Raw genomic sequence first — 20,384 nt, 5'->3', positions numbered from 1 at the left:
GATGAGTGTCGAGCCCAATGCCGTCGAGCTGACGGTCGAAAACGCATGGTTCATCGCCGAAACCATCGGAGCGGGGAGCTTTCCATGGGTTTTGGCGATCACGACGCCCTATCGTGATGCCGCCGAGCGTGACGCGTTCTTCAAAGATCAGAAGGACGAGCTGACCCGGTTGGGTCTGATGGGTCCCGACGGTGTGGTGAACCGGACGGTCGCCGACTGGATCAAGTTGGTGTGTTTTCCCGACCAATGGCTCGATCTGCGCTACGTGGGCTCCGGCGCAGCCAGCGGTGCCGGCGAGTTGCTGCGCGGTGTGGTGGCGCGGCGCGCCGGCGCCACCGGCAAGTCCGTTGTAGCGCTACGCAGCGCCCAGCTGGTCACGTTCACCGCCATGAATATCGGCGACGCGCGGGCACTGGTTCCGGTCCTCGGTGTGGGGCTGGGCCAGCGTCCGCCGGCGCAGTTGACGGAATTCAGCATGCCGGCGCGTGTCGGCGCGCGCGCCGACGAACGGCTGCGCTCCGGTGCACAGCTGACTGAAGTCCTTGACTACCTTGGCATTCCGCAATCCACACGCGCAGTGGTGGAATCCGTATTCACCGGCCCGCGCAGCTACGTGGAGATCGTCGCCGGTTGCCATCGCGACGGTCAGCACGCCACCACCGAAGTCGGGATGAGCATCGTCGACACCACCGCGGGCCGGATCCTGGTCAGTCCGTCCCGCGCGTTCGACGGCGAATGGGTCTCGACGTTCAGTCCGGGAACCCCGTTTGCGATTGCCGTCGCGATCGAGAACTTGACCGCCTACCTGCCCGATGGCCACTGGTTCCCCGATCAGCGGCTGTCGCGAGATCTATCCACCCAATACGCCTAAAACACAACAAGATAGAGAGAGAACACGATGTACCAGGCTGATTCGAGGGTCCGTTGACCTCCGGTGCCGTCATGCCGATCGTTCGCGTGGCCATCCTCGCGCACAGCAGGCTGACAGAAGTTGCCCTGCCCACCGAACTGCCGCTGCGTGAAGTCCTGCCCGCGGTGCAGCGACTGGTGGTCCCGACGGCACAGAACGGCGACGGCGGTGACCCCGACAGTGCGCGCACCGGCGCCGTTTCTCAACTGAGCCTGGCACCGATCGGGGGAGCGCCGTTCAGTCTGGATGCCAGCCTGGACACCGTCGGCGTGGTCGACGGGGATTTGCTTGCGCTGCAGCCGGTTCCGGCCGGTCCGGCCGCGCCCGGCATTGTCGAGGACATCGCCGACGCCGCGATGATCTTCTCGACGTCGCGGCTCAAGCCGTGGGGCATCGCGCAGATCCAGCGCGGGGCGCTGCTGGCGGCGATCCTGGTGGCCTTCCTGGCGACGGGACTGGGAGTGACCTACCGGGTCGCCACCGGCGCACTGGCCGGACTGGTCGCGGTGAGCGTGATCGCGGCAGTGACCGCGATCGCCGGTTTGTTCGTCACGCTGCGTTCCGAACGCACCGGAATGGCGCTGTCGATGGCGGCGCTGGTACCCCTCGGCGCGGCCCTCGCGTTGGCGGTGCCCGGGAAGTTCGGTGCGGCGCAGCTGGTGCTGGCCGCTGCCGGTGTGACCGCGTGGTCGCTGATCGTGCTGATGGTGCCGACCGCACAGCGGGAACGCATCGCCGGTTTCTTCACCGCGACCGCGGTGCTGGGGACCGGTGTCTTATTGGCCGCGGGTGCCGAACTACTTTGGCAGCCACCGGTATTGACTATCGGTGCTGGTTTGATTGTGGTGGCTCTGCTGATCACCATCGAGGCGGCACAGCTGTCCGCACTGTGGGCACGCTTCCCGCTGCCGGTCATCCCGGCGCCGGGGGATCCGACTCCGTCGGCGCCCGCGCTTCGGGTGCTCGAGGACCTGCCGCGGCGGGTGCGCATCGCCGACGCCCACCAGAATGGCTTTATCGCCGGCGCGGTGCTGCTCAGTGTGCTGGGATCGGTGGCGATCGCGCTGCGGCCCGAATCGTTGAGCGGCTGGGGCTGGTACGTGCTGGCCGCCACCGCGGCGACCTCCGTGCTGCGTGCCCGCGTGTGGGATTCGGCGGCGTGCAAGGGATGGCTGCTGGCTCAGCCGTTCCTGGTCGCCGGTGTCCTGCTGGTGTTCTACACCTCGACCGGACGTTTCCTGGCCGCCTTCGTCGCGGCGGCGGTGCTCGTCGCGCTGGTGCTGGCGTGGGCAGTGGTGGCCCTGAACCCGAGCATCGCCTCGCCGGACACCTACTCGCTGCCGCTGCGCCGCCTGCTGGGCTTCGTCGCGACCGGCCTGGACGCTTCGCTGATTCCTGTCATCGCCTACCTGGTCGGCCTCTTTGCCTGGGTGCTCAATCGATGATTCGTGCCGGATTCGCCTGCCTCACAGCGGCGTTGGTCTTCTCGCAGGCCATCGTGCCGTGGGGCTGTCCGCAGGCATCGGCGATCAGCCAGCCCGCGGTCGACCCGGGCGTGCAGCCGCCTAGCGGCGCTGCCGGAGCGGTGCAGCCGATGGAGCAGCGCGGGCCCTGCGCCGCTTCCGGCGTCATTGGCGGCAGCGATCCGACGGCCGTGACGCCCAGTCAGGCGATGCTGAATCTGCCTGCGGCATGGCAGTTTTCCCGCGGCGAAGGTCAGCTGGTGGCGGTGCTCGACACCGGGGTGCGGCCGGGACCCCGGCTGCCGAATGTCGATCCCGGCGGCGATTTCGTGGAGACGACCGACGGCCTGACGGACTGCGACGGGCACGGCACCCTGGTCGCCGGGCTCGTCGCGGGCCAGCCGTCCGCCGAGGATGGCTTCTCGGGCGTCGCGCCCGCGGCCCGCGTGCTGGCGATCCGGACGGCGTCGGGCAAGTTCTCGCCGCGCGCACCGGGCGGCGACCCGATGGTGGCGCGGGTGTCCCTCGAGGTCGCGACGCTGGCCCGGGCGATCGTGCACGCGGCCGACCTGGGCGCGCGGGTGATCGATATCTCGCAGGTCACCTGCATGGCGGCCGACCGGCCCGTCGACCAGGCCGCGCTCGGTGCGGCGATCCGCTTCGCGGCGGTGGACAAGGACGCGGTGATCGTGGCGGCCGCGGGCAACACCGGGTCCACCGGCTCGGTCGGTGGCGGAATGTCCTGCGAGTCAAACCCGCTCACCGACCTGGCCCGCCCCGACGATGCGCGGAACTGGGCGGGTGTTACGTCGGTCTCCATCCCGTCGTACTGGCAGCCCTACGTGCTGTCGGCGGCGTCCCTGACCGCGGATGGGCAGCCGTCGAAGTTCACCATGTCCGGGCCGTGGGTCGGTGTCGCGGCCCCGGGCGAAAAGATCGTGTCGGTGAGCAACCGCGACGGCGGCGGCCTCGCCAACGGCCTGCCCGACGACCATCAGCAACTGAGCGCGCTCAGCGGCACCAGCTACGCGGCCGGCTACGTGTCGGGCGTCGCGGCGCTGGTCCGCAGCAAGTACCCCACCCTGTCCGCCACCGACGTGGTGCGCCGAATCACCGCGACCGCGCACAACGGCGCCCGGGCGCCGTCGAACGTCGTCGGCACCGGCAGTGTTGACCCGCTGGCAGCGCTGACCTGGGAACTGCCCGCGAGCGCCGGGCCGGCCGCGACGCCGGCCAAGCCGGTCGCCGTACCCCCGGCACCGGCACCGAAAGACAACACCCCGCGAACCGTCGCGTTCGCCGGGACCGCCGCGCTGGCGTTGATTGTCGCGGCGGTTGCCGCCGCGGCCGCGATCGCCGGCGCGCGCCGACGGAAGGAGACCACCTCGTGAGCTCGATCCCGATCCCGGGGAGCGCCCGAATCACCCTGGCGGCGTTGGCGGTAGTGCCCGCGGCGCTGGCCTACCCCTGGCACTCGACTCGCGACTACTGGCTGCTCGGCATCGCCGTCGTGGCGGTGATCGTCTTGTTCGGCTGGTGGCGCGGACTGCACTTCACCACGATTCTGCGGCGCCGGCTGGCCATCATGAGCCGCCGTTCCAACCCGACCGGCGAAGCCGACACCCAATCCGTCGTTGCCGCAAAGACAACCGCGTTGGTGCGGATAGGGCCGTCCAGCGCCGACGACGCCGTGCTGCCGCTGCAGCTGATTGCCCGATACCTGGACCGCTACGGCATCCGCGCCGACAAGGTCCGTATCACCAGCCGCGACAACGCATCCGACGCATCGCGACGCGAGACGTGGATCGGGATCACGGTGTCGGCCGCCGACAACTTGCCGGCGCTGCGGGCACGTTCATCGCGCATCCCGCTGCATGAGACTGCCGAGGTTGTCGCGCGACGGCTTGCCGACCACCTGCGTGAGATCGGCTGGGAGGCCAACGCCATCGCGCCGGATGACGTGCCGCGGTGGCTGACGGCCAACGCCCGCGAGAGTTGGCGTGCGGTGCAGCGCGGCACCTCGGATTTCGTTGCCGCATATCAGATCGTCGTCGATGCGGGCCTGCCCGCGACGCTGGAGGCGATCCGGTCGCATCCGGCCCGTGAGACGTGCACCGCCCTCGAGATCGCACGCTCGGGTGAGCAGGACACGGTCGCGGCCGCGTGTGCTTTTCTCACCGACGCGCCCCCGGAGGGCACGCCGCCGGTGGACGCACTGATCCCGCAGCACGGCAACCAGGCGCCGGCCCTGGCGGCACTGGATCTGTTGTCCACGCAACGACTTGACGGTCACACCGCGGAGCCCGACGGCCTGCTGGCGACCTTGGATTGGCCGACGCCGGTGACCGGCGCGCACCGCGCGGCGGCTAGTCCAGCATAAAACCGTTCAGGAAGCTGGTCATCCGCCTCAGGTAGTCCAGCTGGCTGGTGTGCAGCACGTGACTGCCCGGAAACCAGTGCAGCGCACAGCGATCCCAATGCTCCCAGAGCATGACCGCCTGTCCCGGTGGAGCCATCCGGTCGGCGAGGCCGGTGATGATCATCCGCCGGTCCTTGGCAAGTTGCGGCTGGTAGTTCAGGGGGCAGTGGTAGGCCAGCCCGGCATTGAGGTCGTCGCGGTTGATGCTGGACAACGCCAGCCCCAGGCCGACCAGCTTGTTGGCCGGGAACCACTGGTCGAACATCGTCACCGGCGTGACGACCGGGCAGTTGGGGATGACGGCCTGCAGCCGGTCGTCGACGGAGGCCACCAGCGCCGACGTGTAGCCGCCCAGCGAAAGGCCGGTCAGCGCAATGCGTTCGACGCCGGTGTGCCGCAAATAGTCGACGATGGACCGGAAGTCGTGCACGGCCTGGGCCATCGATTCGGCGAAGCCGCCGAGCCCGCCGGCGAAGTAGCCGAAACCGCTGAACGGCGAGCACTTTTCGGCGCGCTGGCCGTGGAACGGTAGCGTAAACAGCAACACGTCGTAGCCGGACCGGTAATACCACGGCATTGAGAAGAAGCGGCCATTGGCCAGATACGACGACCCCATGAAGCCGTGGATCACGCACAGCGTGGGACGCGGCCCGTCGTCGTGGCGCCAATGCTGGGCGCGCACGATGTTGTTGACTTCCAACGCATTCCACCGCTTGCGCATCGCGGGATTGATCGCGGTGAAGCTGCTGGGGAACGAGATGTTGTCGACGGTGCCGCGCGCGATCCATCGCGCGAGCGGGCCGGCCGGCCGCGACGACACCCGGGGGAGTTCGGTCGGAGCCGGGAATGATTGCGCCGGATCGTGCTGGGCGGCCAGCTCGGCGTAGAAGTTCAGGTTGGCGCGTTCGCTCCCGGACTTGCTGTGGCGCAACGTGGTGGCCACCACCGCCGGCGCGGCCGTCACGGCCAGCAGTGATGACACCCAGGTGCGCAATGCGACGTCGCCGGCGGCGCAGGCGGCGACCACCCCGCGTTCACGCGGCGGCAGTGCCGACAGTGGTGGCAAGCCGTCGGCGCCGGGCGGCACATCGGCACCGGGAACGTCGGGAACCGGAATGGGCGGATCGATCGGATCTGTGTCGGACCCCACGAATGCCGATGCTATCCCGGCCCAGCGTCCGATCCCGGCCAATTGACCCGATTCCGGGGCCACTCGGGCGTCACCGGGGCACGATGCGGTAATACGGTTTGTCTATATCGCCGACCAGCCACGGCGTTGATCAGGAGGACCGACATGTGGGATCCAGACGTCTACCTGGCATTTGCAGACCATCGCAGCCGTCCGTTTTACGACCTGCTCTCGCGAGTGGGGGCCGAGCGGGCGCGTCGGGTGGTCGACCTGGGCTGTGGACCCGGCAACTTGACGAAATACCTCGAGAAGCGCTGGCCCGGCGCGGCCATCGAGGCGATGGACACCTCGCCGGAGATGGTGGCCGCCGCCCGGGAACGTGGGATCGATGCCTCGGTTGCGGACTTGCGGGACTGGAAGCCGAAACCCGACACCGACGTGGTGGTCAGCAACGCCGCGCTGCATTGGGTCCCCGAACATGCCGACCTGCTGGTCCGGTGGGCCGGCCAACTGCCGGACCGGTCGTGGATCGCGGTGCAGATTCCGGGTAACTTCGAAACCCCGTCGCATGCCGCGGTGCGGGCCGTGGCGCGCCGCGAACATTACGCAAAGACGCTGAAGGACATACCATTCCGAGTCGGCGCGGTGGTCCAGCCGCCAGCGCATTACGCCAATCTGCTGATGGATGCGGGCTGCCGGGTCGATGCCTGGGAGACGACCTACCTGCACCAGCTGACCGGGGAACACCCAGTGCTGGAATGGATCACCGGCACCGCGCTGGTTCCGGTGCGCGAACGCCTCGACGACGCGGGCTGGGATGAGTTCCGCGAGGAGCTCATCCCGCTGCTCGACGACGCCTACCCGCCGCGGGCCGACGGCACAACAATCTTCCCGTTCCGGCGGGTATTCATCGTCGCCGAGGTCGGTGGCGCGGCCGCGGGATAGCGACTGCCTACTCTTCGACGCCGCGGTCGGCGCCGATCGCCGACCGGTTCGCCGGTGTCGTGCGATGGATCTGTCGATACGTTTCGGTATAGCGCATCGCGATACGGGTACCGGCGAAGTCCGAGGGGATTACGTCGCCGGTGCGCTGACGCCAATCATTGAGGCGGACAGCTAAATCCGCAGCGATCGCATCCATTCCCGGATCGCCATCTTCCAGCAGATTGGTGGTCTCGGTGGGATCGGTTCGCAGGTCGTAGAGTTCGCGTTCCGGGCGCGCAGCTTTGACGAAGGGTGCGACCGCCATCCCGGACGGGCTTTCTTCGATATCCCACGGCAGGTCCAGCAGCGGGCGCGGCGCGTAGTTCTCGATGTAGCTGTATTCCTTTGTGCGGATTGCCCGAATCGGATCGAACGAGTCGTGATAGGTCTTCATCGTGTACACCTGATCGCGCACCGGGTCGGCCGGCGTATCGGGTGCGAGCAGGGCGTGGGCGTGCGAGACGCCCTCGACCTCGGCGGGCACGTCGAGGCCCAGCAGCTCCAGCAACGTCGGAACCAGGTCGACGCCGCTGAACAGTTCTTCGTAGACCTGGGGTGTCACGGCCCGGTGCGCCGAAGTGGGCGGGCGGATGAGCAGCGCGATGCCGGTTCCGGCGTCGTACAGCGTGGACTTCGCCCGGGGGAAGGCCGGCCCGTGATCGGTGAAGAACACCACCCAGGTGCTGGCGTCCAGACCCGTCTCGGCCAGGGCGTCCACTATCCGGCCGACCGCGGCGTCTGCGCTGCTGATCGCGCCGTAGAAGTCGGCGAGATCGCCGCGCACCTCGGGTGTGTCGGGCAGGTAGTCCGGTGGATCGACGGCCGCGCTGTCGGCCGGCTCGTAGCGGTCCCGTGGGTAGGGGCGATGGGTCTCGAAGAATCCCGCCGTCAGCAGGAACGGCTGTCCAGCCCGCGCCGCGGCGTCGTTGCGCAGCCAATCCTGGACTCTGTCCACCACGTAGTCGCAATACGAGTTCGACACGTCTACCTCGTCGAAGCCCAGGCGCTTCGGGTAGGAAGTCTCGTGCTGCATACCGAAAAGTGCTGAGTGCCAGCCTGATTCGGAAAGGATCTGGGGAAGGGTCTGCACGCCGGCGCGGTATTCCCAGCCGTGATGGGCCAGGCCGACCAGGCCGTTGCTTTGCGGGTAGCGACCGGTGAACAACGAGCCGCGCGACGGTGTGCACAGCGGAGCGGTGGCATGGGCCCGGGTGAACAGGATGCTTTCACTGGCGAGCTGGTCCATGCGCGGGCTGCTGACGTCCGGGTGGCCGTAGGCACCGAGATAGCGCCCGAGGTCGTGCCAGTGCACGATCAGCACGTTGTCGCCGGTCACTGCCACCTCCCTACCATGCCTTGCCGACCGGCGACGATACCGCAGTCGTCTGCCGAGGATCTGAATCCGTCACCGCATCCCCGTCCGCCGAACGTGCTCTGAGGCGGGTTTTCCGCGGGTTTGGATCCCTGAGTGCACGTTCGGCGCGTGGGTATGCCAAAGTCGCCGATCCCCGCGTCACACCGGCTGGGACGGCAACTTACGGGCCGTTGCGGTGCCCGTCGCCGGCCGGGTGTCCGGCGGCTGAGTCCACCGGTTTTCGGAGACGAACTCCGCGAGCGGTCGCGCATGCGTCCAGCCGTCGAGCTCCAGCGCCGGCCGGTCGGGGAAGTCAGGCACCGGCCCGACGCACAGGATGGCCACCGGCTCGGCATCGGCGGGCATGCCCAGCAGCTCGGCCAGGGGTTGCGGATCGAACAGCGAGACCCAGCCGACCCCGAGACCTTCGGCCCGGGCCGCCAGCCACAGGTTCTGAATCGCGCAGGACACCGACGCCAGATCCATCTGCGGCAGCGTGCGCCGGCCGAAGATGTGGACGTCGCGTTTGTCGGCCAGCGCCACCACCAGCAGTTCGGCGCATTCGAGAATGCCTTCGACCTTGAGCCGCAGGAACTCCGCGCCGCGTGGTCCCAGCGCTGCCGCGGTGCGCGGGCGTTCCTCGTCGACCAGGGCGTGGATGCGGCGGCGCACCGCGTCGTCGGTGATGCGGATGAAACGCCACGGCTGCATCAACCCGACGCTGGGCGCGGCATGCGCGGCCTGCAACAAGCGGGCCAGCACCTCCTCGGGCACCACGGCGCCCGGCACGAAGCGGCGCATGTCCCGCCGTTCGGCGATCACCCGGTACACGACGCGACGATCTTGCGAGCTGAACGCGTGTTCGTTCACCGCGCCATCGGAGTATTCGCCGGAGGAGAATGGCATTAGCGTCAATGTATCGCGCAGTCCCACAACACCACCAAGGGAGCGTGCAGTGAAGTATTCCGACGTGCTCGATCAGCTGCCCAGCGACCGTCAGCCGGGGCGTGTCTACGGCCAACCCTTCCAGACCAGCGACGGCGCCACGGTGATCACCGTCGAAAGGCCGGTCGGCGTCTTCGTCATTCGCGAGGGCCGGGCCACCTGGGTGCCCGCCGTCAACGCCAATCGCGTCGCGCTGATCGGAGTGCTCACCGGCCTGCTCGCCGCGGTCATCGGCAGCCTCGCGGTGCTCCGCCAGCCGCCGTGGCCGCTGATGACGATCACGGAGAATAGGTGACGCCGACCGCGCGGACGATGCAGTCCGGCGCCATGTCGAACGTCAACGAACGCACCGGCAGGCCGCTGAGCACATCCGCCGGGATCGCGGTCTTGTAAAGCAGCGACAGTTCGCCGCTGAACTTGTCGTCGACCCGCGCCACGTCGACGTGCACCTCCAAACCGGCCGAGGAGATCTCGGCCCGGGCCGTGCCGGTCTGCGGCGCATCCCAGGGCACGTCGACGGTCGCGCCGGCCAGCTTCGGCAGCATCGACAGCGTCGCGAGTACCCGTTGCCGGGTGAGTACCAGCGAGCCGGTGTAGTAGGCGACGCTGCGCGGCAACCGCACACCGGGGATGGTGCCGCTGAACCGCCTGGTCACCGGGACGTAGTCGGCGAGGTAGAGCACGCCTTCTGCTTCGACCTGAGCATGCAGGTCCTCGGGGAGCTTGCCGATACCGAGCAACCTGCGGACAAAGACCGCCATGCCGCCAGTATGACGCGGAACCGGGCGGGGTCCACCAATCCGCACGGTGATCCTGGTATCGCTTAGGGGTGACCCACCCGCGGGCCTGGATGGCCCTTTATGCCGCCCTCGTGGCCGTCGCGGTCTACGCGCTGATGTGGGTGGGCTACCTCCAGAATTGGGGCTGGCTGCACCGGATCGATTGGTCGCTGTTGAACGCCTCGCACGACGCCGCGGTCAAGCATCCGGCGTGGCTGCGGTTTTGGGCAGTGGTGACGAATGTGCTGGGGCCGGTCCCGCTGCGGGTGCTCGACACGATCGCGGCGGCGGCCGCGTTGGTGCGGCGCGACGTGCGCGTGGCACTGGTGCTGGTGGCCTGCGGGCTGCTGAACGGATTGGTGACGCAGGCGGCCAAGAGCCTGGCGGATCGCCCGCGGCCGTCGACCATGCTGGTGCCCATTGCCCAGACGTCGTTTCCCTCGGGGCACGCGCTCGAGACGACGGCGTCCCTACTCGCCCTGCTGGCCTTCGTCATCCCGATGATGAGCGCGATGCTGGGTCGCATCGCGATGTCGCTGACCGCGATCATCCTTGTGTTGGTGGGCTTTTCGCGGGTCGCGTTGAACGTGCATTACCCGTCCGACGTATTCGCCGGCTGGGCCCTGGGATACCTGTACGTCCTGGTGTGTCTGGCAGTGTTTCGTCCTAAGCCGCTGCCGCGGTAGGCTTTTCGTTGATCACGGCGCCGTGACCCAACCGGGGCTAAAGCTTGACTTGACCTCGAGGTTGGCGTCGCCTGACGATGGAATGCATGCGCCGATTGCTGACTTCGCTGTGTGCTGTGGCGTGCTGCGTGTGGGCATCGCTGCTACTCGCGCCGGCCGGAACCGCCGCCCCAACGGGCAACCCGCTGGCCGGCACGCCCTGGTTCGCGAATCAGGTTGGCAATGCCACACAAGTGGTTTCGGTCGTCAGCACCGGCGGTTCTAACGCGACCATCGACATCTACCAACGCACCGCCGCCGGCTGGCAGGCGCTGCGCACCGGCGTTCCGACGCACGTGGGTTCGGCGGGGATGGCGCCGCAGGCCAAGAGCGGGGTGCCGGCCACCCCGACGGGGGTGTACAGCCTCGACGCCGCGTTCGGCACCGCCCCGAACCCCGGTACCGGGTTGCCCTACACCCAGGTCTCCGGACCCAACTACTGGTGGAGCGGCGACGACCACAGCCCCACGTTCAACTCGATGCAGATGTGCCAGAAGGCGCAGTGCCCGTTCAACACCGCCGAGAGCGAGAACCTGCAGATCCCGCAGTACAAGCACGCGGTCGTGATGGGCGTCAACAAGAACAAGACCCCGGGTGGCGGCGCCGCGTTCTTCTTCCACACCACCGACGGCCAACCCACCGAGGGTTGCGTCGCGGTCGACGATGCTCAGCTGGTGTCGATCATGAAATGGCTGCGGCCGGGCGCAGTCATCGCGATCACCAAGTAGCGCTCAGTCGACGGTGGCGATGGCGCGACCGGGCTTGAGCGTGAAGTTCATGCCCTCCAACGACATCGTGGCGTCGTAGGTCCGGTCGTAGCCGGTGCCGCAGATCTTCCAGCCGGCATCGGTGCGCCGGTAGGTGTCGCGGTAGAAGGCGGCGCCGATCAGCATGAAGTTCAGGTCCGCGACCATCACCCGGTCCTGCAGATACCAACTGCCCGTTGCGGTGTCGCCGTCGACGACGATGTCCGGATGCGTCACCCGGTGTTCGGTGATGACGTTCGCGGGCAGCGACGTCCGCATGTACTCGACCAAGTCGGCGCGGTTGGTGAAGTGCAACTCGTTGCCGATCGACGGCCCGTAGTCGGCCTTGATGTCTTCGGCCAGGGTGTCGTTGAAGTCGTCCCAATGCTTGGTGTCCAGTGCGCGCAGATACCGGTACTTGACTTGCTTGATGGCTTCGATATCGGCCAGATCGTCGAGGGTCATCCCGTCATTGCAGCACACGGGTAACCATGTCGATCAGGGCCCGTCGTTCCAGGCTCCAATCGATGGTCGTTCCGGTGACCATCTGGACCAGCACCACACCCCGCAGCGTAGCCCAAATGACTTCGGCGACACCCGCATTCGCCGGGTCGGTGGTGATCAGCCGGCCTAACTGGGCGATCGCGGAGTTCATCTCGAGCAGGTGGCGGCGCGAGGAATCGCCCAGGCTGCCGCGGGTTGCCCGCAGGATCTCGAACGCGGCCATCGACGTCGGGCTGCTGTAACAACTCCACGCGGTGTCGATGACGACTTCGATGCGTTGTTGTGGCGCCAGCTTGCTGACGTCCGCCGACGACAGGCTCTCGATCAACCGGTCCACCCCGTCGTCGACGACCGCCATCAACAGGCCGTTGCGGTCGCCGAAGTGGTATTGGATCACGCCCCACGTGACGCCGGCGCGTTCGGCCACATGCTTGGCGGTGGCGGCGGCGAAGCCTTCCTCCTGGATGCAGCGGACCGTCTCGTCGATGATCTTCGCGCGGGTGTCGTCGCCGCGTTTGCGCGGCGCGGTGGTGCGCCGGGTGGGGCTGGCCGAGCGCCCGGACGTCTGGCCTGCGGCAATGGACATTGTTGACTTTATAACATAGCCGAGCTTATTTTTGTGGCGTGAGCAGCCCCTCGCGATATGCGCAATTGTCCCGTGCCGAGCTGGCCGTTCTGCTACCCGAACTGTTACTGATCGGACAGCTGATCGACCGGTCGGGAATGGCTTGGTGCATTTCCTCGTTCGGCCGCGAGGAGATGGTGCAGATCGCCATCGAGGAGTGGGCGGGCGCCAGCCCGATCTACACCCGGCGCATGCAGGAGGCGCTGAATTACGTGGGCAACGACGTGCCCACCATCTTCAAGGGCCTGCAGCTCGACATCGGCGCCCCACCGCAATTCATGGATTTTCGCTACACCGTGCACGACCGGTGGCACGGCGAATTCCACCTCGACCACTGCGGCGCGCTGCTCGACGTAGAACCGATGGGCGAGCAGTACGTGTTCGGGATGTGCCACACCATCGAGGATCCGACGTTCGACGCGACCGCCGTGGCGACCAACGCCCGGGCTCAGGTGCGTCCCATCCACCGCCCGCCCCGGACGCCGGCCGACCGGCACCCGCACTGCGCGTGGACCGTCGTCATCGACGAGTCGTATCCAGAGGTGCAGGGAATTCCCGCCCTGGACATCGTTCGTCAAACGCGCGCCGCGACATGGAAACTCGATCCCATCGACGCCTCGGACCAGGGGCAGGCTGATTACTCGGGTCCGCTGCTCTCCGATTTCGACTTCGCCGCCTTCTCACATTCGGCATTGGTCCGGATGGCCGACGAGGTCTGCTTGCAGATGCATCTGCTGTTTCTGTCCTTCGCGATCGCGGTGCGGGCACGCGCCGCCGACGAAACCGAAGCCGTCGCGGTCTGCACCAAAGGCTTGATCGGCATCGCGGGCCTGGCCGCGGAGCGCATTCACCGCGCGCTCAATCTTCCCGGCGGGATTGACGGCGTGCGCAAGGTCCTCGAATTGCACCCGCTGCTGAACCCGGTGGGCTACGTTGCCGCAGAACTGGAATCGAACCGGCTGCACGTCTACGCGTCTGCGGCCCACGACGACGGTGCCTGGATCTCGTTGTGCTCACCGCAATCCGTGCAACCGCTGCAGGCGATCGCCACGGCGGTCGATCCGCGCGTCGAAGTGCGAGTTAGCGGAACTGCCGATGACTGGACGGCCGAGCTAATCGAAACCGACACCGACGCTAAGGAACTGCCAGAGGTTTCGGTGGTCAGGGTCAGTGGCGGAGCGACATTCCAGTTCGAGCCCAGGCGTTCGCTGCCGCTGACCGTGGTCTGACGCGCAGTTCTTTGTCAAGGGGTTTTTAGTACCACTTCGGTGACACAACCGCATCGGGGCGATACCAATGGCATTGCAAGCCATCGGCTTTGCGCGTGTCGGCGGCTATCGTTAACGCTGGCCACCGACCCCTATAGACGAAAGTATTCGCTCTATGTACGACCCACTTGGGTTGTCGATCGGAACCACGAACCTGGTCGCAGCACGTGACGGAAACCAGCCGGTTTCACGTCGAGCGGTACTAACGCTGTACCCGCACTGCGCACCGAAAGTTGGTCTACCCGAGGAGAACCCGCAGCTCACCGAGCCCGGCATGTTGATGAGCGGGTTCGTCGACCGTGTCGGCGACTCGGTGGCACTGGTGTCCGTCGATGGCTCCGCTCACGACCCCGACCTCTTGATGGTCGAAGCGCTCGATGCGATGGTGCTGGCCGCCGGTGCGGACGCCGGCTCCTCGGAGATCTCGATCGCCGTTCCGTCACACTGGAAACCGGGCACCGCACAGGCACTGCGCAACGCACTACGCACGCATCTGGGCTTTGTGCGAAGCGGTATGGCACCACGCCTGGTTTCGGACGCGATCGCATCGCTGACCGCGGCGAACGCCGAGCTGTGCCTCGCCGCAACCGGTGTCGTCGGATTGCTCGACTTCGGCGGCTCGGGTACGTCGGCCACCCTGATAGACCTCGCGGGCGATTTCAAACCGCTCAGCGCCACAATGCGTTACACCGACTTCTCCGGTGATGAGATCGACGCGGCCCTGTTGCTGTGTGTGTTCGAGGAGCTGGGACACGGCAGCGGTATCGACCCGGCCAGCACCGCCGCGGTCGGGCAACTGGCCCGGCTGCGCGAACAGTGCCGTACCGCCAAAGAGCAGCTATCCACAGAACGCACAACGGAATTCGCGGCCGAGCTGGGTGGACGCCGGGCCACCATGAAGTTCACCCGTGACGAGCTGGGCGATCTGATCCAGGATCGGCTCACCGGACTCATCTACGCGTTCGACGACATGCTGTGCCGACACCGCAAGGGCTGGAACGACCTTTCCGCGGTGATCACCGTCGGCGGTGGCGCGTGCATTCCGCTTGTCAACGAACGTCTTTCGGTGCACAGCCGTCGCCCGGTCATGTCGCCGGCGCAGCCCGCATTCGCCGCCGCCGCCGGTGCGCTGCTGCTGGCCGCCCGCGGCGAGGAACTCGACCTCCGCACCCGCACGTCGATCGGTCTGCTCACCGCGTCGTCGGGCAACGACATCATCGAACTGCCCGCCGGCGACCTGTTGGTGATCGACGAGGAAGCGCTCACCGATCGCGAGTTGGCTTGGTCGCAAACCGAATACCCCGGTGACATCCGGGTGCCCTACACGCCCGAAGCATTCGACGAAGACAGCGGCCCCGGCGGCTGGTCGATGCGGTTGAACGTGATCGAACCGCCCCGGGAACGGGCGTGGCGCCGGGTCCGGCTGTCGCAGTTGGTTGTCGGGATGTTCGCACTCGTCGCCATGACCGCGATCGGCGGTGTGGCGTACACGTTGACCGGGATCGAAAACCGCCAAGCACCGCCGGCGCCCTCCGTCGTCCCCGTGCCGCTGCCGCCGGCCAGCACGTTGGTGCCCAGTCCCGTCCCGCCCACCGCGGTGCCACCGCCGCCCACCGCCGCGCCGGTGCCCAGCTCGGTGCCGCCCGCGCCGCCACCGCCGGAACCTTCGCCGTCGCCCGAGCCCCCGCCGGTCGTGGTGACCACGGCGCCGCCACCGCCGGTGCACACCACCCACCGGCCGCCGCCGCCGCAGACGACGACGCCTCCGCCGCCACCACCCACGACGGCCATGACGACGCCGACCACCGAGCCGCCGCCACCGCCCACGACGACATCGCCCCCGCCCACCTCGACGACGGTGCCGATGACCACGCAGTGGATCCACGTTCCGCTGCTGCCGGTGCCGATCCCGATCCAGGTGCCGGCCAGTCAGGCGCCGGCGAACCCGGCTCCGCAGTACCCTGCTCAGCAATATCCGGGCGGTGGCTACGGGGGCGGCTATCCGCCCAGCGGGGGCGGGTACTCGCAGAACCCGTTCCTGGGCCCGGGCTACTAGCGGTGACATTCGGCTGCGAGCAAACTCCGTGGCGCATCACCGCGCGCGAGCGCACACTGGTCAGTAACGCTACGAGCTGCTAGGAGGCCACGTGGGCGAGCATGGACCATTCGGGTTTGATCCCGAGGAGTTCGATCGGGTAATCAGAGAAGGCAGCGAGGGACTGCGCGAGGTATTCGAGCGGATCGGCAGGTTCGCTGCTGCTCCGGGCGCCCGCGGCGGCTTTTCGGCGTTCTTCGACGACCTGTCGCGGCGGCCCCGTTCCGGGCCGGAAACCGCAGGAGAGGCCGGCGACGGCGTCTGGGCGATCTACACCGTCGACGCCGCGGGCGGCGCGCACGTCGAACAGGTGTACGCCAGTGAGCTCGACGCGCTGCGGGCCAACAAGAACAACGTCGACCCCAAGCGCAAGGTGCGCTTTCTGCCGTACGGCATCGCGGTCGGCGTCCTCGACGACGACGCGGAAGAGCAAACGTAAGTTGCCGATTTCCGGGCGTTTCCACTAACCGGGATTCCGCCTAGGGTTTCAGACGTGACGCCAGCAGCGCCGGTGTGCCAGGTGTGCGGTTCGGAGCCGCGTCAGGGTGCGCGCTTCTGCGATGCCTGCGGCAGTCCACTGGCGCCGGCCGCCGAGCCGGCCGAGTACAAGCAGGTCACCGTCCTGTTTGCCGACGTGGTGCGCTCGATGGACATCGCCGCAGCATTGGGTCCCGAGCGGCTGCGCGAGGTGATGACCGAACTCGTCGATCAGTCGGCGACCGTGGTCCAGCGTTATGGCGGCACCGTCGACAAGTTCACCGGCGACGGCATTATGGCGTTGTTCGGAGCGCCGATCACGTTGGAAGATCATGCTTTTCGTGCCTGCCTTGCGGCGCTGCAGATCCAGGAGGTGGTCCGGGCGCTGGCGGTCGAGGTGGGCCGTCGCGACGGGATCGACCTGCGCTTGCGCGTCGGGCTGAACTCCGGCCAGGTGATCACCGGGGAGGTCGGCGCGACTCATCTCGGCTACACCGCGGTGGGCGAACAGGTGGGAATGGCGCAGCGCATGGAAACGGTGGCGCCGCCGGGCGGCATCATGCTCAGCGAATCCACCGCGCGGCTGGTCGAGGATCGCGCGGTGCTGGGCGAGCCCGAAACCGTGCACATCAAGGGTTTCGCCACCGCCGTGCCGGCCCGGCGGCTGTTGGCCGCCGACGGTGAGCGCCGCAAGGCGCGTCGCCAGTCCCGCTTGGTCGGGCGGCAGCAAGAGAAGGACGCCGTCGCAAACGTGCTGGACCAGGCCAGCCGGGGTGCGGGAACCGTGATCACGGTCACCGGCCGCCCGGGCGTGGGCAAAACCCGGCTGGTCCGCGAGTCGTTAGCCATCGCGCGCAGTGCCGGTTTCGAGGTGTCGGTGACCTACTGCGAATCCCATACCCGCGAGATTCCGTTCCACGTGATCTCCCGGCTGTTGCACAGGGTCTTCGGTCTCGGCGGGCTCACGCTCGAGGTGGCGCGGGCGCGGGTGCGCGCCGAAATCCCCGAGGCTGGCGACGAGGATCTGGTGCTGCTCGACGACCTGCTCGGCATCCGCGACCCCGACATGCCCTGTCCGGACATCACCCCGGATGCGCGGCGCCGCCGGCTCGTCGACCTGATCAACACGATTTCACTGGCACGGCCCGACTCCGCGCTCTACGTCATCGACGATGCCCAGTGGATCGACAGCGTCAGTGAGTCGCTGCTCACCGAATTCGCGGCGGCGGTAGCTGGCATGCGCGCGGTGCTGCTCGTCGTCTATCGGCCCGAATACTCGGGGCCGCTGGCACACATCCCTGGCGCCCATCCGTTCGTCCTTGAGCCACTGTGTAATTCGCACATCACCGAATTGATCAACGAGTTGCTGGGGGCCGATCCTTCGGTGGCCGGATTACCGACGGTGATCGCCGACCGGGCGGCCGGCCTGCCGTTCGCCGCCGAGGAGATCGTGCGTGACCTCGCCGAGCGGGGCGAGATCGAGGGCGCACCGGGCTCCTACGTGTGCGTGCGTGAGGTGCGCGAAATCCATGTCCCGGCAAGCCTGCAGGGAATTATCGGGGCGCGCATCGATCGGCTCAACGCCACGGCGAAGCGTACTCTGAACGCCGCGGCCGTCATCGGCGCGCAGTTCGACACCGAATTGCTGAAATGTCTGTTGGGCGCGGTCGACGTGGCGCCATTGGTCCAGGCGTCGTTGGTCGAGCAGGTCGGCTTCACACCGCACGAGACATACGCCTTCTGCCATCCGCTGATTCAGGCGGTGGCATACGAATCCCAATTGAAAGCCAGCAGAGCCGAATTGCATCGACGGGTGGCGGCGGTATTGCAGCGCACCTACGGCGAGTTCACCGGTCAGGAGGCCTCGATCGTCGCCACGCAGTACGCGGCCGCCGGGGACCTGCGTCAGGCTTACGAGTGGTACATGCAGGCCGGGACGTGGTACGGCGGAAGGGATATCCGCGCGGCCCGGGCCAGTTGGCAACAGGCGCAGCGATTCGCCGACCGGCTCCCGGACGATCACCCCGACCGGCTGGCCATGCGCATCGCGCCGCGAGCCCTGTTGTGCGGCAGTGTTTTTCAGGTGGGTGGCACGCCCGAGGAGACCGGATTCGACGAATTGCGGACGCTGACCGCCCAGGCGGGTGACAAGAGGTCATTGGCGGTCGGTATGGCGGGCCACCTCACCACGCTGACGTTCAACTCCCGGCATCGGGAGGCGGCCGCCATGGCGACGGAGTTCGCCACGCTCGTCGAGTCGATCGGCGACCCCGCGATGACGGCCGGCCTGTTCTATGCGGCGGCTCAAGCCAAGTGGGAGGTCGGCGAGGCGACCGAATGCCTGCGGTTGGCGCAACGGATCATCGACGTCGCACACGGCGACCCCACCATGGGCAACTTCGTGATCGGATCCCCGCTGGCCTGGGCGACGACGTTAAAGGGCGCGGCCGGAATGTTTTTGGGTCGGCATGGCTGGCGCCACGACCTCGAGGAGGGCATCGCGATGGCCCGCTCGTTCGACCCGACCACCCACCCGTTCGCGCAGTTGTACAAGTATGCGGCCGCGGTGCAGAACGGCGGGGTGCTGCCCACTGCCCAAGACGTGGCCCAGACAGCCGAGTCGCTGGAGATCGCCCAACGTTCCGGCGACACCGCCGCGTTGGCGTACGCACTTGTCAATCGGGCCACCGCGCTCATCCACTGCAACGACGAAAGCGCGGGGGAGGGCTTCGAATACCTGGCCAAGGCTCGCGAGATGCTCGTCGACGAGAAGCTGATCGTGGCGATTCGGCGCATGACCGACGCCGAGATCGCCCGCGGCCGCGCCCGATCCGGCGATCTCGACGGCGCCATCGACCTGGTGTCCCGGATTCTCAACGCGCAGTTCGACGCCGGGACGATGATGTTCCGGGCACCGGCGACCACCGTGCTGGTCGAGACACTGCTGGCGCGCGCCGGCCCCGGCGATGTCGAGGCGGCGCAGCGTGCGGTCGACCGGCTCGAGGCCGTCCCGACCGAGTCGGGCTTCGTGCTACACGAAATTCCGGTGCTGCGGCTGCGGGCGCTGCTGGCCCGCGTCCGCGGCGACGAGGCAGGCTATCGCCAACTCCTGCAACGCTTTCGGGCCAGGGCGTACGACGTCGGGTTCGAAGGCTACGTGGCGCTGGCCGACGCGATGGCCGCCGACTGAGCGCCTAGCCCTGCGCGACGACGTTGTCGAGTCCGGAGTTGGAGATCTTCGGCGCACCCGAGTGGAACGTCACCTGGTTGTTCATCCCGGCCGCTTCGATGGTGTCGGCGGAATCGACGGTGACCGAGTTCTTCATGCCGGACACGGACAGGCTCGCACAGTGGCCGGTGATCACGATCGTGTTGTTGATCCCGCTGACGGTGACGGTGTTGTCGTTGCACACGATCGTCTTGTTCTCGTCGATGCCGGACACGTCGAGCGGCGCGCCCTGCGGGGGCAGCGGCGACGTCGAAGGACCCGAACTGCGGGTCGGGCTCGTCGCGCTGGTCGTCGGCCGCGGACTGCGCGTCGTCGTGCGGGGTGACGGCGTCGCCGGCGTGGTCGTCACCTCCGACGAGATGATCGACCGGACAGAGGAAAGCTGGTGTGCGGCAAAGGCTGCGATGACGCCGGCGAGCACCAGCACGCCGATCACGATGATGGTGCCGACGATCCACCACATGCGGTTGCCCGACGATTTCGGCGACGACCCGCCGTAGGGGCTGCCATAGCCGTACATGGGCGGTGGCGGCGGCGCCGCACCGTAAGGCGGCGATGGCACCGGTCCCGGTGGCGGCGGGGGGTAGGCCTGGCCCTGCGGTGCGCTGCCCAATTCGGAAGCGCGCGCGGTCTCAGCCAGCGGGCGCTCCAGGTCCCGGATCCGCTTTTCCGGGTCGTCCTGCGATTCCATGGGACAGATGCTCCCACCAGACGACGCCCAATGGGTAGTTT

The 20,384-nt window shown here is 67.7% G+C and carries 19 protein-coding genes; 12 read left to right on the top strand and 7 right to left on the bottom strand.

Translation table 11 applies throughout. The features are described 5' to 3' along the window. The first annotated feature begins 1 nt into the window (after window position 1). From AAHS21_RS03045 to eccE, 4 genes are all read left to right on the top strand, one after another. Window positions 2–871, top strand: coding sequence for an ESX secretion-associated protein EspG (locus AAHS21_RS03045; protein ID WP_342926216.1), 870 nt, complete (start codon window positions 2–4; stop codon window positions 869–871). Window positions 872–942: 71 nt separating this feature from the next. Further along, window positions 943–2,355: a type VII secretion integral membrane protein EccD gene (gene eccD, locus AAHS21_RS03040; RefSeq protein WP_342926215.1), complete on the top strand. Its 1,413-nt coding sequence runs from the start codon at window positions 943–945 to the stop codon at window positions 2,353–2,355. Continuing rightward, window positions 2,352–3,764: a type VII secretion-associated serine protease mycosin gene (gene mycP / locus AAHS21_RS03035; RefSeq protein WP_342926214.1), complete on the top strand. Its 1,413-nt coding sequence runs from the start codon at window positions 2,352–2,354 to the stop codon at window positions 3,762–3,764. Before eccD ends, mycP begins: the two co-directional genes overlap by 4 nt. Further along, the gene (eccE, locus tag AAHS21_RS03030; RefSeq protein WP_342926213.1) at window positions 3,761–4,753 is read left to right on the top strand and encodes a type VII secretion protein EccE; all 993 of its coding nucleotides are present in this window, start codon (window positions 3,761–3,763) and stop codon (window positions 4,751–4,753) included. Before mycP ends, eccE begins: the two co-directional genes overlap by 4 nt. On the opposite strand, the gene AAHS21_RS03025 is transcribed toward eccE, so the two are convergent. Next, the gene (locus AAHS21_RS03025) at window positions 4,740–5,942 is read right to left on the bottom strand and encodes an alpha/beta fold hydrolase (protein ID WP_342926212.1); all 1,203 of its coding nucleotides are present in this window, start codon (window positions 5,940–5,942) and stop codon (window positions 4,740–4,742) included. The genes eccE and AAHS21_RS03025 overlap by 14 nt on opposite strands. Window positions 5,943–6,086: 144 nt before the next feature. Between AAHS21_RS03025 and AAHS21_RS03020 the strand changes: the two genes are divergently transcribed. Continuing rightward, entirely contained in the window at window positions 6,087–6,866 is a 780-nt protein-coding gene (locus AAHS21_RS03020) for a trans-aconitate 2-methyltransferase (RefSeq protein WP_342926211.1), read from the top strand. 7 nt (window positions 6,867–6,873) lie between these two features. Here the strand turns inward: AAHS21_RS03020 and AAHS21_RS03015 are convergent, their stop codons facing one another. Both AAHS21_RS03015 and bluB read right to left on the bottom strand, forming a co-directional pair. Beyond that, window positions 6,874–8,247, bottom strand: a complete 1,374-nt coding sequence (locus tag AAHS21_RS03015; protein WP_342926210.1) for a sulfatase — start codon at window positions 8,245–8,247, stop codon at window positions 6,874–6,876. 171 nt (window positions 8,248–8,418) lie between these two features. After that, complete coding sequence (gene bluB / locus AAHS21_RS03010; protein ID WP_342926209.1) at window positions 8,419–9,165, bottom strand: 5,6-dimethylbenzimidazole synthase; 747 nt, start codon at window positions 9,163–9,165, stop codon at window positions 8,419–8,421. 49 nt (window positions 9,166–9,214) lie between these two features. On the opposite strand from bluB, the gene AAHS21_RS03005 reads away from it, so the two are divergent. Continuing rightward, entirely contained in the window at window positions 9,215–9,499 is a 285-nt protein-coding gene (locus AAHS21_RS03005; protein ID WP_342926208.1) for a hypothetical protein, read from the top strand. Here the strand turns inward: AAHS21_RS03005 and AAHS21_RS03000 are convergent. Beyond that, on the bottom strand, window positions 9,483–9,965 hold the full coding sequence (locus AAHS21_RS03000; protein ID WP_342926207.1) for a hypothetical protein: 483 nt from the start codon (window positions 9,963–9,965) through the stop codon (window positions 9,483–9,485). The genes AAHS21_RS03005 and AAHS21_RS03000 overlap by 17 nt on opposite strands. Window positions 9,966–10,033: 68 nt before the next feature. On the opposite strand from AAHS21_RS03000, the gene AAHS21_RS02995 reads away from it, so the two are divergent. Together AAHS21_RS02995 and AAHS21_RS02990 are read left to right on the top strand one after the other, a co-directional pair. Then, complete coding sequence (locus tag AAHS21_RS02995) at window positions 10,034–10,669, top strand: phosphatase PAP2 family protein (protein WP_342926206.1); 636 nt, start codon at window positions 10,034–10,036, stop codon at window positions 10,667–10,669. An 86-nt stretch (window positions 10,670–10,755) separates the two neighbouring features. Continuing rightward, window positions 10,756–11,436 carry a L,D-transpeptidase gene (locus AAHS21_RS02990; RefSeq protein WP_096290825.1) on the top strand — a complete coding sequence of 227 codons (681 nt, stop codon included), beginning with the start codon at window positions 10,756–10,758 and terminating at the stop codon, window positions 11,434–11,436. Between the two features lie 3 nt (window positions 11,437–11,439). On the opposite strand, the gene AAHS21_RS02985 is transcribed toward AAHS21_RS02990, so the two are convergent. Next, on the bottom strand, window positions 11,440–11,919 hold the full coding sequence (locus AAHS21_RS02985) for a nuclear transport factor 2 family protein (protein WP_342926205.1): 480 nt from the start codon (window positions 11,917–11,919) through the stop codon (window positions 11,440–11,442). A 4-nt stretch (window positions 11,920–11,923) separates the two neighbouring features. After that, complete coding sequence (locus AAHS21_RS02980) at window positions 11,924–12,544, bottom strand: TetR/AcrR family transcriptional regulator (protein ID WP_342926204.1); 621 nt, start codon at window positions 12,542–12,544, stop codon at window positions 11,924–11,926. A 38-nt stretch (window positions 12,545–12,582) separates the two neighbouring features. Here AAHS21_RS02980 and AAHS21_RS02975 point away from each other — a divergent pair, with 38 nt between their 5' ends. From AAHS21_RS02975 to AAHS21_RS02960, 4 genes are all read left to right on the top strand, one after another. Next, window positions 12,583–13,812 (top strand): hypothetical protein, encoded by a 1,230-nt coding sequence (locus AAHS21_RS02975; RefSeq protein WP_342926203.1) that lies wholly within the window; start codon window positions 12,583–12,585, stop codon window positions 13,810–13,812. A 154-nt stretch (window positions 13,813–13,966) separates the two neighbouring features. Beyond that, window positions 13,967–15,907, top strand: a complete 1,941-nt coding sequence (locus AAHS21_RS02970) for an Hsp70 family protein (RefSeq protein ID WP_342926202.1) — start codon at window positions 13,967–13,969, stop codon at window positions 15,905–15,907. Window positions 15,908–15,998: 91 nt separating this feature from the next. Next, window positions 15,999–16,385 carry a hypothetical protein gene (locus AAHS21_RS02965; protein WP_342926201.1) on the top strand — a complete coding sequence of 129 codons (387 nt, stop codon included), beginning with the start codon at window positions 15,999–16,001 and terminating at the stop codon, window positions 16,383–16,385. 54 nt (window positions 16,386–16,439) lie between these two features. Next, window positions 16,440–19,613 (top strand): adenylate/guanylate cyclase domain-containing protein, encoded by a 3,174-nt coding sequence (locus tag AAHS21_RS02960; protein WP_342926200.1) that lies wholly within the window; start codon window positions 16,440–16,442, stop codon window positions 19,611–19,613. A 4-nt stretch (window positions 19,614–19,617) separates the two neighbouring features. Here AAHS21_RS02960 and AAHS21_RS02955 read toward each other — a convergent pair whose 3' ends face one another. Further along, window positions 19,618–20,343, bottom strand: coding sequence for a DUF3060 domain-containing protein (locus AAHS21_RS02955; protein ID WP_342926199.1), 726 nt, complete (start codon window positions 20,341–20,343; stop codon window positions 19,618–19,620). Between the last annotated feature and the right edge of the window lie 41 nt (window positions 20,344–20,384).

It is taken from the genome of Mycobacterium sp. 050272, assembly GCF_039023525.1.
Taxonomy (GTDB): Bacteria; Actinomycetota; Actinomycetes; order Mycobacteriales; family Mycobacteriaceae; genus Mycobacterium.
The sequence above is the reverse complement of the archived record's forward strand: the minus strand, read 5'-3'. Positions and strand labels throughout refer to the sequence as shown.

What these genes read in the sequence shown, in the direction of transcription:
- AAHS21_RS03045 (WP_342926216.1), top strand. Translation starts at nt 2, where the DNA reads ATGAGTGTCGAGCCCAATGCCGTCGAGCTGACGGTCGAAAACGCATGG.
- eccD (WP_342926215.1), top strand. Translation starts at nt 943, where the DNA reads ATGCCGATCGTTCGCGTGGCCATCCTCGCGCACAGCAGGCTGACAGAA.
- mycP (WP_342926214.1), top strand. Translation starts at nt 2,352, where the DNA reads ATGATTCGTGCCGGATTCGCCTGCCTCACAGCGGCGTTGGTCTTCTCG.
- AAHS21_RS03020 (WP_342926211.1), top strand. Translation starts at nt 6,087, where the DNA reads ATGTGGGATCCAGACGTCTACCTGGCATTTGCAGACCATCGCAGCCGT.
- bluB (WP_342926209.1), bottom strand. Translation starts at nt 9,165, where the DNA reads ATGCCATTCTCCTCCGGCGAATACTCCGATGGCGCGGTGAACGAACAC.
- AAHS21_RS03000 (WP_342926207.1), bottom strand. Translation starts at nt 9,965, where the DNA reads ATGGCGGTCTTTGTCCGCAGGTTGCTCGGTATCGGCAAGCTCCCCGAG.
- AAHS21_RS02990 (WP_096290825.1), top strand. Translation starts at nt 10,756, where the DNA reads ATGCGCCGATTGCTGACTTCGCTGTGTGCTGTGGCGTGCTGCGTGTGG.
- AAHS21_RS02985 (WP_342926205.1), bottom strand. Translation starts at nt 11,919, where the DNA reads ATGACCCTCGACGATCTGGCCGATATCGAAGCCATCAAGCAAGTCAAG.
- AAHS21_RS02980 (WP_342926204.1), bottom strand. Translation starts at nt 12,544, where the DNA reads ATGTCCATTGCCGCAGGCCAGACGTCCGGGCGCTCGGCCAGCCCCACC.
- AAHS21_RS02970 (WP_342926202.1), top strand. Translation starts at nt 13,967, where the DNA reads ATGTACGACCCACTTGGGTTGTCGATCGGAACCACGAACCTGGTCGCA.
- AAHS21_RS02955 (WP_342926199.1), bottom strand. Translation starts at nt 20,343, where the DNA reads ATGGAATCGCAGGACGACCCGGAAAAGCGGATCCGGGACCTGGAGCGC.